The sequence below is a fragment of the Gelidibacter sp. genome (assembly GCF_053579655.1).
Genome location: NZ_JBMDWE010000004.1, coordinates 17,885 through 30,466, shown reverse-complemented (window position 1 = coordinate 30,466; position 12,582 = coordinate 17,885). Strand labels below are relative to the sequence as shown.

11 protein-coding genes and 1 tRNA gene are annotated in these 12,582 nt (G+C 38.5%); 5 read left to right on the top strand and 7 right to left on the bottom strand.

Features of this window, described 5'->3' with window-relative positions; all coding sequences use genetic code 11:
* The first annotated feature begins 57 nt into the window (after window positions 1–57).
* From ACOH2D_RS03325 to ACOH2D_RS03310, 4 genes are all read left to right on the top strand, one after another.
* Window positions 58–918, top strand: coding sequence for a hydroxymethylglutaryl-CoA lyase (locus ACOH2D_RS03325; RefSeq protein ID WP_348035594.1), 861 nt, complete (start codon window positions 58–60; stop codon window positions 916–918).
* A gap of 248 nt (window positions 919–1,166) precedes the next feature.
* Complete coding sequence (locus ACOH2D_RS03320) at window positions 1,167–1,622, top strand: helix-turn-helix domain-containing protein (protein WP_223266522.1); 456 nt, start codon at window positions 1,167–1,169, stop codon at window positions 1,620–1,622.
* Complete coding sequence (locus ACOH2D_RS03315) at window positions 1,571–2,419, top strand: IS3 family transposase (protein WP_449534423.1); 849 nt, start codon at window positions 1,571–1,573, stop codon at window positions 2,417–2,419. Before ACOH2D_RS03320 ends, ACOH2D_RS03315 begins: the two co-directional genes overlap by 52 nt.
* Window positions 2,420–2,686: 267 nt before the next feature.
* Entirely contained in the window at window positions 2,687–4,042 is a 1,356-nt protein-coding gene (locus ACOH2D_RS03310; RefSeq protein ID WP_449534350.1) for a UDP-N-acetylmuramate--L-alanine ligase, read from the top strand.
* Between the two features lie 74 nt (window positions 4,043–4,116).
* Here ACOH2D_RS03310 and ACOH2D_RS03305 read toward each other — a convergent pair whose 3' ends face one another.
* Window positions 4,117–4,545 carry an FKBP-type peptidyl-prolyl cis-trans isomerase gene (locus tag ACOH2D_RS03305; RefSeq protein ID WP_348035598.1) on the bottom strand — a complete coding sequence of 143 codons (429 nt, stop codon included), beginning with the start codon at window positions 4,543–4,545 and terminating at the stop codon, window positions 4,117–4,119.
* A gap of 558 nt (window positions 4,546–5,103) precedes the next feature.
* On the opposite strand from ACOH2D_RS03305, the gene ACOH2D_RS03300 reads away from it, so the two are divergent.
* Window positions 5,104–6,621 carry an amino acid permease gene (locus ACOH2D_RS03300; RefSeq protein WP_449534349.1) on the top strand — a complete coding sequence of 506 codons (1,518 nt, stop codon included), beginning with the start codon at window positions 5,104–5,106 and terminating at the stop codon, window positions 6,619–6,621.
* A 52-nt stretch (window positions 6,622–6,673) separates the two neighbouring features.
* On the opposite strand, the gene ACOH2D_RS03295 is transcribed toward ACOH2D_RS03300, so the two are convergent.
* The 6 genes from ACOH2D_RS03295 to ACOH2D_RS03270 form a co-directional block, all read right to left on the bottom strand.
* Window positions 6,674–7,255: a cupin domain-containing protein gene (locus tag ACOH2D_RS03295; protein ID WP_449534348.1), complete on the bottom strand. Its 582-nt coding sequence runs from the start codon at window positions 7,253–7,255 to the stop codon at window positions 6,674–6,676.
* Window positions 7,256–7,690: 435 nt separating this feature from the next.
* Window positions 7,691–9,676, bottom strand: coding sequence for a S9 family peptidase (locus ACOH2D_RS03290; protein WP_449534347.1), 1,986 nt, complete (start codon window positions 9,674–9,676; stop codon window positions 7,691–7,693).
* A gap of 243 nt (window positions 9,677–9,919) precedes the next feature.
* A complete protein-coding gene (locus ACOH2D_RS03285; protein WP_449534346.1) occupies window positions 9,920–10,888 on the bottom strand; it encodes a CocE/NonD family hydrolase in 969 nt (322 codons plus the stop codon).
* Between the two features lie 6 nt (window positions 10,889–10,894).
* On the bottom strand, window positions 10,895–11,797 hold the full coding sequence (locus ACOH2D_RS03280; protein WP_449534345.1) for a CocE/NonD family hydrolase: 903 nt from the start codon (window positions 11,795–11,797) through the stop codon (window positions 10,895–10,897).
* Between the two features lie 179 nt (window positions 11,798–11,976).
* Entirely contained in the window at window positions 11,977–12,288 is a 312-nt protein-coding gene (locus ACOH2D_RS03275; RefSeq protein WP_449534422.1) for a RagB/SusD family nutrient uptake outer membrane protein, read from the bottom strand.
* A 214-nt stretch (window positions 12,289–12,502) separates the two neighbouring features.
* Window positions 12,503–12,580 (bottom strand) — tRNA-Pro (locus ACOH2D_RS03270).
* Window positions 12,581–12,582: the final 2 nt, after the last annotated feature.

Here is a 12,582-nt window from a genome sequence, read left to right as displayed (position 1 = left end):
GTTTATTTTTTTGAACTAAAGATTCCTGCCTTCGCAGGAATTTATATCTTTGAGCCAATGCAACAGGTGAAAATTATAGAATGTCCGCGAGATGCCATGCAAGGGATCAGAGACTTTATTCCTACTGAAAAAAAGGTGCAATACATTCAGTCGTTGTTACGAGTGGGTTTTGATACCATTGATTTTGGGAGCTTTGTGTCTCCAAAAGCGATTCCACAGATGGTGGATACGGCGGAGGTGCTTTCACAGCTAGATCTTTCCAAAACCCAGAGTAAACTTCTGGCTATTATTGCCAATACACGCGGTGCTGAGGATGCGTCCGTACACCCTGAAATTAGCTATTTAGGCTATCCTTTTTCTATTTCAGAAAATTTCCAAATGCGGAATACTCATAAAACGATTGCACAATCGGTAGTGGCTTTGAATGAGATTTTGGAAATTGCAGACGCTTCAAATAAAGAAGTCGTGGTTTATATATCGATGGGCTTTGGCAATCCATACGGAGATCCTTGGAATGTGGATGTAGTGGGAGATTGGACTGAACGTTTGTCAAAAATGGGTGTGAAGATATTGTCGTTGAGCGATACCGTTGGCACGTCTAATCCTGAGAATATTGACTATCTTTTTTCTAATTTGATTCCGAAGTATCCGCATATTGAATTTGGTGCTCACCTTCATACAACGCCTACTTCCTGGCATGAAAAAGTAGATGCTGCTTTCAACGCTGGTTGTAAACGTTTTGATGGTGCCATTCAAGGTTTTGGTGGTTGTCCAATGGCAAAAGATGAATTGACAGGCAATATGCCTACGGAAAAATTGCTCTCTTATTTTACTTCAAAAAAATGTAATCCTCTCAATGCCTTAAGTTTTGAAAGTGCCTATAATGAGGCGACCAAGATTTTTAAGAATTATCATTAATTGGGGATGAGGTTTGAGTATTACACTTTTCACCTCCATGAAAAGTGTTGACTTTTTTCAGTCGGCGGTTAGCAATCTTTAGTTTGATTATCAATTCGTTTAAGTTCTCCAGAATTTCTCTGGGTATCTCCATGGAACTTTGCGCTACTCTGTGCAATAACCTTTCAGTTTTTAGTGGGTAGTTATTAGAGGTTTGTACTTTCCTGAAATAGGTTGACTAAAAATTAATCAATTAATTATAGTCACTTATGAAAACACAAAAAGAACACTGGCTAAAAAAAAGCTACCAAAAAGTAACTTTAGAGACTAAACTTTTAGTCGTTGACCAAATCCTGAACGGCCAAGTATCCAAAAATTTCGCTTCTAAAAAGTATGACGTTCCCAGAACTACCATTAGCTATTGGATCAGAAAATATAGTACCTTAGTACAACAGAACACAGGCATGAGTAAAAACGATGAAATTAAAAAACTAAGGGAACGCATTGAAGAGCTGGAGTTTGTAAAAGACTTCCAGCAGGACATTATCGCTGAAATGGAACTTATTACAGGCGTGGATATGTCAAAAAACTCATTGCCCAAATCATTAGCAAAAGAGATAGAGCTAAAGAAGAAAAACCGTTTAAAAGAAAATGGCTCTATCAATGCTTTGGGATCACTAAGCAAGCCTTCCACAAACGACTCAAAACCCAGCAAAAAGAACTAATAGACCATCAGAAACTAATTGTAATGGTCAAGGACTACCGTAAAAAGGTAGGCTCTAAAACGGGTGGCATAAAGCTCTATGATGCCCTTAGACAAGACTTTATAAATGCGGATATCAAAATGGGCAGAGATAAGTTCTATCGGTTCCTAAGGCTGCATAAGCTATTGGTGCCCAAATCTAAAAATTACATTACCACAACAAACTCTAACCATATGTTCAAGAAATATAAAAACCTGGTAAAAGACCACGTTCCTACCCGACCGGAACAACTATGGGTAAGCGACATCACATATATTAAAACTGAAAATGGACACAATTATCTGGCCTTGGTAACAGACGCCTATTCCAAGCAGATTATGGGCTACAACCTGGACGACCATATGAGAACATCCCTCTGCACAGAGGCGCTCGCCATGGCCATCAAAAACAGAAAATATCCCAGTCAAAAGCTTGTTCACCACTCAGACAGAGGGTTCCAATACTGCAATCCCAAATACACCGAATTTGCAGAAAGCAATGGCATTACAATGAGCATGACCGAGCAATATGACCCATACGAAAATGCTGTTGCTAAACGCATTAATAGAACTTTGAAATATGAATATGGTCTGAAACAGACTATAAAAAATACAGAGTTGGCCAAGAAAATGACCCAGCAAGCTGTATATATCTATAACCATTTAAGAACTCATTTTAGTCTGGACTTAAGAAAGCCAGTTGAAGTACACCTGAACCCAAACATCAAATACAAATCATATCGAAAAAATAAAGTAAATTTGACCGAACTGACGATTTAAGCACGAACCCAGTTCGAATTATTTTTTTGCCTTCTAAACGGCTAAAAAAAATCATTTGAACGTCTAAAGTAAACCTAAAAAAAGGTCAACCTATATCAGTATAATACAGTTAGGCAATATATCACCATTTTGGTTTTACAACAATTCTCGAGGCAACTCCACGTTTTTCTGCGAATCTCTGTGCCACAACTTTCAACTCAACAACGCTCAAAATCTTTCGGCATTTCATATCAAAAAAACTATCTTTGATCCTTTCAAAATTAGACTATGAACGCACATTTTATAGCTATTGGTGGCAGTGCTATGCACAATCTTGCCATAGCTTTACACAATAAAGGTTATCAAGTTACAGGGAGTGATGATGAGATTTACGAACCTTCTAAATCGAGATTAAAGCAGAAAGGTTTATTGCCAGAAAGCTTTGGTTGGTTTCCCGAAAAAATTAATACTACAATCGATGCTGTTGTTCTGGGAATGCACGCCAAAGCAGATAATACTGAGCTTTTAAGAGCACAAGAACTCGGCTTAAAAATATACAGTTATCCTGAGTTTTTATATGAACAATCCAAGCATAAAACCCGTGTGGTTATTGGTGGAAGTCATGGTAAAACAACCATTACGTCCATGATTCTTCATGTGATGCAGTATCACGATATTGATGTGGATTATATGGTGGGTGCACAGTTGGAAGGTTTTGAGGTCATGGTAAAGTTGACCGATGCCAATGATTTTATTGTTTTGGAAGGCGATGAGTATTTGAGCTCGCCGATTGACCGTCGACCAAAATTCCATTTGTATAAACCCAATATTGCCTTGTTGAGCGGGATTGCTTGGGATCATATCAATGTGTTTCCAACCTATGAAGGTTATGTGGAGCAGTTTTCGATTTTTGTAGATAGCATCGTGAAAGGCGGCAGTATCACTTATAATGAGGAAGATTTAGAAGTTAAAAGGGTAGTGGAAACTTCTGAAAATACCATCCGAAAATTGCCATACCATACGCCACAGTATACCGTCGAAAATGGCCAAACGCTTTTGGAAACTCCGGATGGGCCGTTGCCAATTGAAGTTTTTGGAAAGCATAATTTGAACAATCTCGCCGGGGCGAAATGGATTTGCCAGCATATGGGAGTTGATGAGGACGATTTTTACGAGGCTATTGCTAGTTTTAAAGGTGCGAGTAAACGATTGGAAAAATTAGCAGAAGGCAAAAGTGGTATTGCCTTTAAGGATTTTGCGCATTCGCCAAGTAAAGTGAAGGCCAGTACATATGCGGTAAAAGAACAGTTCCCAGATAGAACCGTTGTAGCCTGTTTGGAATTGCATACCTACAGTAGTTTGAATGCCGATTTTTTAAAGGAATATAAAGGTACTTTGGATGCGGCTGATGTTGCTGTTGTCTTTTATTCGCCACATGCCGTTGAAATTAAAAAACTTAAGGAAGTAACCCACGATCAAATTGCGCAAGCCTTTGAGCGCGACGATTTGATTATTTATACGAATCCCGACGATTTCAAGAACTTTTTGTTTTCACAAAGTTTTGAAAATAAAGTGTTGCTGTTAATGAGCTCAGGAACTTATGGAGGCTTGAATTTTGAAGAAGTCAAAAGTCTGATCGTCTAGTGATTTCTAGAGATAGAATGCATGAAAAAGCCATTAACTTTGTTAATGGCTTTAAATTATATGGTACTCAAATTTTAGTTGATTTCAACGACTTCCAATTCAAAAACTAAATCCTGACCAGCTAATGGATGGTTTCCATCTACTACAATATGGTCTTCTTTAACTTCAATAACTCTAAATTGATGTTCTATACCGTCAGGTCCTTTTGAAGCTAATCCCATACCAACTTCTGGCTCCATATCTTGTGGCAATTGGTCTTTTGGTACTTGATGAAACAATTCCTCCAAAATATCGCCATAAGCGTCTTCTTTAGCTATTTCGACGGTTTTTTTGTCGTTCAATTTCATATCAATAATGGCATTTTCAAAACCAGGGATCAGTTTGCCATCGCCAATAGTAAATTCTAAAGGTTCGCGCTCCAAGGAACTGTCAAAAATTTGACCGTCGGTTAATTTTCCTGTATAATGAACTTTTACCGTATCATTCTGCTTTACTTGACTCATAAATTCGTTTTAATATTAATATAGGCTACAAAATTATAATTTATAAAGGGCACGACAAGGTTTTATCGTTTTAATCAGGATTTATTAAGAAAAGCTTAACGTAAACTGATGGTTTTGAAGAATTATAATATAAATAAGACCTAACGAATTTTGCTTTTTACCCTTAGTTTAATGGGTATTTTATAAAGATTCATTGAAGCTGTTTTTGGGGATTAAAATATAGATATTAAATCCTATTGGTATCCGAAAAAAAACTTGAAATACCTCGGCCAACCTTTTAAAACTGAGGTTTTTAAAGTTTCGTTCAATTCCAGGTTTCTTTGATTTTTTGTTATAAACACTTATAAATATCGCGAATTTGGACGTGCTCTTAGTGTTCGCTTATAACTTTCAGTGTTTTACGATATAAGTCTATAATCTATGTTCTATCAACGCAGTGGTCTTAGTTCTTTTATCAAATAATAGTCATTAAATCCATTTAATTATCGCGAAAAATAGAGTAATTTAGATAGGTGTTTTTTAATATCTCACTGGGTATTAACTTAATAAAAGTAGTGAATGAACCATAATTCGTTGCTTTTCCGGAGAAAATCGGTGGCTCAACTTCAAAAGGACTCCGAGACTTCCTCTTTAAAAAGAACCTTAACGGCTTTTGACCTCACGATGCTTGGCATAGGTGCCATCATTGGTACAGGTATTTTTGTGCTGACGGGCGAGGCGGCAGCTGGTACTCCTGATGCTTTGGGCGCAGGGCCAGCCATTACCATTAGTTTTGTGATCACAGGTTTGGCCTGTGGTTTTGCAGCTTTATGCTATGCGGAATTTGCCTCCATGATTCCAATCTCTGGAAGTGCCTATACCTATGCTTATGCATCTTTTGGCGAAATAATTGCATGGATTATTGGGTGGGATTTGATCTTGGAATATGCCATCGGAAATGTTGCGGTTGCCATTGGTTGGTCGGGTTATTTTAAGAGTTTTCTCAGTGGGCTTGGTGTGCATTTTCCACCATATTTGATGGCGTCAACAGGAACGGAATTAGTGCAATTGTCTAATGGAGAATGGCAGCCGCTTACGGATATTCTAAAAAGTCAACTGGGAAGTCAGGTCAATATGATGCCTCATGAAGTTTCTATCCTGAATTTGCCGGCGCTCATCATCACTTTTGTGGTAACTGTATTGTTGATTATTGGTATTAAGGAGTCTGCAAGAACCAACTCCGTATTGGTTATCATAAAACTTCTGTTAGTAGGGCTGTTTTTATATTTCGGTATTCCGCATTTCAATCCGAGTGAGCACTGGCAAAATTTTGCGCCCAACGGTTGGCATGGAATTATGACTGGTGCTGCGCTTGTGTTTTTTGCCTATATCGGTTTTGATGCCGTGAGCACCACGGCCGAAGAAACTAAAAATCCTCAACGGAATTTGCCTATTGGGATGATTGCGGCGTTGATCGTATGTACCATTTTATATATTGCCGTGGCAGCCGTGTTGACGGGAATGGTTCCTTTAGATGTGCTTGCCAACGAAAAACCTATTTCGGCAGCTCTGGACGCTGTGGGAGAAAATAAGGTGGCGTTTATTATTTCACTGGGAATTACATTGACCATGCCAACCGTTTTATTGGTGATGCAAATGGGGCAGATCCGTATTTTCTATTCGATGAGTCGCGACGGACTTTTACCGAAAAAATTCAGCAGGGTAAGTAAACGATTCAGAACACCAGCATATTCTACAGTTGTGGTGGGTTTATTGGTAGGTCTTTTAGCCGGATTTATGGATATTGGAGCTGTAGCTGAACTGACCAACATTGGAACGCTCTTCGCCTTTGTTCTCGTGGCCATCGGCGTTTGGATATTAAGAGTGCAACAGCCTGATCGCGTCCGAAAATTCCAAGTTCCTGCCTACAAATTTGTCTGTTCGGGTGCGATAATTGTCTGCAGTTATTTGATGCTTTCCTTGCCATTGATTACCTGGTTGCGATTTGTTATTTGGATGTCCGTTGGGTTGGTGGTCTATTTTATTTACAGTAGAAAGCACAGCGTATTAAATGAAGCTATTGAAAAGTTGGAATAGGAATTTCCATTGGTTTAATTCGTGCATCATCTAATTGAAAGTACAAACAGGACTATTTTCTCTCATATTTTAAGGTCGGACCAACGATTTCCATGTCATGGTCAATAAAAACTTTAGCCATTTCTTCATTTGTCGGTTCGTGGTCTAAAGCTGCAACGGTTAAGAAAAAATCCTCCATTTTTCCTGCGGGTTGAAAGGTCACCAACATTTTTCCTTTTTCTGAGAGCTGTGTCCATGCATGCGGAACTTTTTTAGGCAAAAAAATGGAATCTCCTCCAGAAAGTGTGAACTCATCATTTCCTACTTTAAAAAAATAATTGCCTTCCAAAACATAAAAAATTTCATCTTGAAAATAATGAACATGAAGCGGTGTGCCTTTTCCTTGAGACCGGGAAGTTTGTTCAAAAATTGCTAAAGAACTGTTGGTGTCGCTACCTGAAATTTTTAAATCCAGAACATTCGCATTCACACCTTTTAGTGTGATGTGTCCATGTAATCTTCCTTCTCCTGAGCTAACTTTGAAACCTTTAATATTTGGGTCTGTGGTTTTCATGTTTCTCGGATAGGGGGTTACAGGAAATACAAGTGAAGTGCTACTTGCAATACAGAGTTTTAAGAAATGATTGCGTTTCATGTTCTCACAAGTTTATTTGCCAATGATGAATGAGTGCTGGATAACCAGACAATTCTTCATTGGCATCCCATAATTGTAAGATATTAAATTACGCTAATTTTTATCATATTAAGCACGTTGTCAGTGTTTATAATGAAATATATTTATATTCAAAAATCTATTTTAAGATCGATTTATTTATCAAGGGTTCCACGCGTATTTGTGAATTGATTGCCTAAAATATACAAGTGTTTTAGACGAGTTACTCAAAAATCGCATCTTGTTTACAACAAATATATCTTCTAAAAGGCTGAGCGAAATATTTCAATTACTCCCAAGTTGATTTAAAATGACCTATATCGGTTCGTTAAATTTTATGTTTTCCGTTATTTATGTGAAGCCTCGGGCCAAACAAGTTTAATCTTAAATCAAAAAATTATGAGATGCCTTTTTCCTCTATTTCAGAATTAAATGTTGAATGAAAAACTCCATCATTCTACTGAAATTCAAAGCCGTATGTCCTTGGTCAGGACCAACTTGTACTTCAAAGCTTTTTCCTGCTTTTTGCAACGCTTGGATTAATTGCAAAGAATTGGCTGGATGCACATTATTGTCATTGGTGCCATAAAAAATCATCAATTCGCCTTTCAAATCATTGGCATAGTTCATTAAACTGGACGCTTCATAACCTTTTAGATTGTTTTCCAATAAGTTCATGTAACGTTCGGTGTAAATGTTATCGTAGTTTCTCCAATCGGTTACTGAGGAATTGGCTACTGCGGCATGATAGACCTCTGGAAATCTTAATAAGCTCATAGCCGACACTGTTCCACCATAAGAAGTGCCATAAACGCCAACTCTGGTGGTATCAAAATAAGGACGATCATATAATGATTTTACGCCCGCTGCAAAATCGTCCATTTCAACAATTCCTAAGTTGCCATATAATTTATCCAACATTTTCTTTCCTCTTCCGCCGACATTTCGTCCGTCGATGTTGACGACCAAAAACCCAAACTCCGTTATTGAGTTTGGAAGTGTGAAGTTTTCTGTAAAAGCGTTCACACCTGGACCGCCATAATTGCTTAAAATCAAAGGGTATTTTTTTGAAGGGTCAAAATCAGATGGAAAATGAATCAGTCCATCCAGTTGCGTTTCGCCATCGGCAGCCGTAAATTGGAATCTTTCAACAGTTTTAAAATCGAGTTCTTTGAATTTTGAAATATCTGTTTTTAGAATTTCTGAAACAACTTTTCCTTTATCGCTGACGAGGTTCATAAAAGGTGGCGTGTTATGTGTTTGTGCAATATCAACAAAGTATTTGCCAGTAGGCGATAGTATGACGTTGTGATTGTATGCAGGATTTGTTAATCGAACATCTTTAGTGCCATCAAGTTTAACCCGGTGCAACTGCATTTTCATGTGGTTGTCGCCACTAGCTGCCATGTAGTACACTAGCTTTTTAGCTTCATCGACTTCCACAATTCTACGCACTTCAAAATTGTGATTAGTGAGTGTGTTGACTAATTTCCCATTGAAATTGTAGAGGTGATAGTTTTTAAAACCATTTCTTTCAGAAGCCCAAATAAAATGTTGTTTGTCTTTTAATTTATAGATTTCTGGAGAATTTACGGTAAAGCTTGGCAGCCATTCTTCCCTAATCACAACGCGAGTTTTGCCAGATACAGGATCAGCTGCTTTGAATTCCATGATATCTTGCTTGCGATTGGTGCTGTGAAAAAGCAATTCTTTCCCGTCAGGCGACCAGTCGATATCATATAAATAAGTGCCGATGGCGCCGTCATTAAACGGCTTGCCGTCACGAGTATCTAGGGTAATTGTTTTTTTTGTTTCTAAATCATAAACCAAAAGATCGACAGGAAGGTTTTTGGCGCCCACTTTTGGATAGGCCTCTGTTTCTAAGGAGTCTTGTATTTTTGTTTGATGATAAAGCACATAATACTTTGTGGCATCTTTCTCCTTAAACCGATAGAAAGCAACTTTCTTACTGTCTGGCGACCACCACATGGCGGTGTTTTGAGCTAACTCTTCGCCATAAACCCAGGTTGCAATCCCATATTTCACTTGGTTTTCATCATTGCCATCCGTAGTAATGGCGATGACATTAGACCCATCAGGATTGCTGATGTACATATTTCTATCCTTAGTAAAAGCTTTTAACTTTTCGTTTGGGGAATTAACCGAGGCATATTGTCTGCCGCGCTCTGGTCTATTTCCTCTAGAAAAAGGCAGTCTTTGTGGTGCTTGATAGTCTTCAGATTTTATAATCTTCTTTTGATTCACATCAAAAGTATGCAGTATATTATCCTCAACATAGGTGAATGTATTGCCGTCTTTACTCCAAACAATGTTAGGTGATATCCTTTTTATAGAACTTTGTAATTGTGACGACATTTTTTGATGTTGTTCGTATCCTGGCATCTTTTTTAGTTTGTCTTGTCCTATTGAGGTGCCTGTCACTATTAAAAATAAAGATAGGAAACAGAAAGTTATTGATCTTTTAGAATGGCTAGGAATCATTTGAAACGGATTTAAGTTTGGTAAGAGGTAAAGTTACTTGAAATATAGACTCTTTAAAAACCAATGCCCGATGAAATTGCATCGGGCATTGGTTTTTAAAATATAAAAGTGTTTTGAAACAAATACCACTTTCACTTCTTTGGATTATCTAATCGGTAATCGTATTTGTGAAGGATATTTGCTTGAGTGATGCACTTGGTTTTCGGCGATAACACCTTCGGTTTCGTCGTAATTATTTCCTCCAGTGTTCATATTACGTCCAAAACGTGGAAAGTTACTGCTGGAAATCTCGATACGGATACGGTGTCCTTTTTTAAAATAGTTGCTTGTAGACATTGGTGTCAAGTCAACTTTATAGACTTTCCCGCCTTCCATAAACACTTCTTTTTCATAGCCTTCTCTATAACGCACACGCTGAATGGTTTCGTCAAGATTGTAAGCTGTTCCATCAGGATAGACATCGATTAACTTAATAGTAAAATCAGTGTCCTTGGCATCGGAAGAAACATAGAGCGTAGACTCGATAAACCCGGTTACTTCTACGCCTTCCTTAAGAACATCCGTGGTATAAACAAGGATATCTGGGCGCTCCTCCATTTTTTGTTGATCGAATGCACCACCTTGCACGGCATTTCCTGTGCAGCAAACATTACCACCCAAGGAGGTAACGGGATTCATAGGATCATAAACAAAAGAGTCTGGATTATCTTTAGTAGGTTTCTTTTTGGTAAGCGTACCGTCGCCTTTAAGAGTGTTGACTTTTCCGTCACTATTTAGGTAATAGGTGGTCATTTTACTATCTGCAGGTGGCCATTGGTCTGCCGATTTCCATTCGTTGCTACCCATAGTAAAATATTGAACGCGCGGAGTTTTTTTCTTAAAATCATTAGTTTCTCCCTTCAACCAAAGATCAAACCAAGCATAAATCTGTTCATCATAATTTAGTCGGGCATCGCCTACGCTGCGTTCTCCAACCACCGTGTTTTCGGTGGCGCGTGTAAATGCACAATGAAGCGTAGGGGCAATTACCAAATACTGATTTTCTCTTATTTCGGGATCTTTGGATTTGTTGCGAACATAGTTGAACAAGGCTAAGTTGGGCGTGATCGACACATCATATCAAGAGGCGAACCAGAAACTTGGAGCGCCAATTTCCATGGTATCATGATAAAGTCCGCCTTCATACCATGCTGGGTCATTTGGTTTGCGTACCACCATTTTATCAAATATTTCATTTTTCCCATGCATATTCTTAACAATATTCTTTAAAGGCAAATGCTTAAGAGCTTCTGCCATATCTATTGATGGGTTTTTTGGAGACAGATCATAAAACCTTGAAATTCTGATCAGGTCTTCTTGTGTAGCACCTTCAGGAATTCTTGGTTTGAATTTGTCCTGCTCAACACCGTATAGCCAAGCGTAGAATAAAAGTTGTTCAGCGCCACCTCTATACCAGTTGCCTTGTTCCTTGATGTTGCCTACCGTTCCTACGCCTGCACCAAAACCTTGTGGCACCATGGCGGCATGTGAAGGATGATCCAGTGCGGATACGGCCATTTGCCATTCGGCCGTGGATGAGCAGCCAATGGTACCAATTTTACCGTTAGACCATGGTTGAGCGGTCATCCATGAAAAAGCATCATAACCATCAGTAAGGGGCATGCCCAGAATATCCCACTCGCCTTCCGAAAAATAACGGCCGCGCTCATTTTGCACTACAAAAGCGTAGCCTCGTTTGACCGCTTCATAAGCTTGTTCGGCAGTACGGGTTTGTTGCACGCCATCCACCCAAGTATTAAAATTATAGGGGGTGCTCGAAAAGATTATGGGAACTTTTCCTGAGGTTTTGGGCCTGTAAATATCCGTGGCCAGACGAATGCCGTCTCGCATGGGCATCATGACCTTTTGATCAACAATGGCAATTTCATTAAGTTTTTCAAATATGTCTTGTTGATTTTGACCATAGAATATCTGAAAAGTAAATAAAAAGAGAAAGAAACTAGGAATACGAAAAGGTTTCATATGATTAATTTATTTGTTGGTTTGCTATATGGGATTACTAATTTAAAGAAAATTAATTCAAATGCTTTAAAGCCAGAAAACTTATGAGGTGAATCTTATTAAATTTAAAATTGACCACTTAATTAATGAAAATCCCGATGAAAATGCATCGGGATTTAATTTTAATAATGAATCATTTATTAACGGGTTTCCGGTAAAGGAATTGGCATTGCATTGAAAACTTGGTCTCCAGGTCTATCTATGGGCAACGTATTGGATAAGTTATAGCGTCTTAAATCGAACATTCTATGATTCTCAGACCAAAGTGAGTATCGACGTTGTTTCAGCATTTCCGTTGTTAATGCAGCTGCAGTTTTCGCTCCTGAATAATTAGGTAAATTAGCTGAATTACGGATTACGTTGAGTGCATCTTCTGCATTTTGTAGATTATTGGCTAAAATACTTGCCTCTGCATAAATCAATATCAACTCCTCATTTCTAAGGAAATCGATAGGGCTGGTATCGGATGGGCATAAACGTGTTTCATGAGTGCCGTTAAGATTATCCTGTGTGGTTGGGTCTGGTCTTAAAGCTTAGTTCTTCCTATATAGAATCACAACAATTTATGCGTAATCTTAAAATCCCCTTTTTTTTACTTGTGCTCAACTGTGGGCAACGCCACAAATGAAAAAAGCCTAGAAAATCAATGATTTTCTAGGCTTTTACTGGTCGGGGTGGCAGGATTCGAACCTGCGACCTCCGCGTCCCAAACGCGGCGCGATAACCGGGCTACGCTACACCCCGAA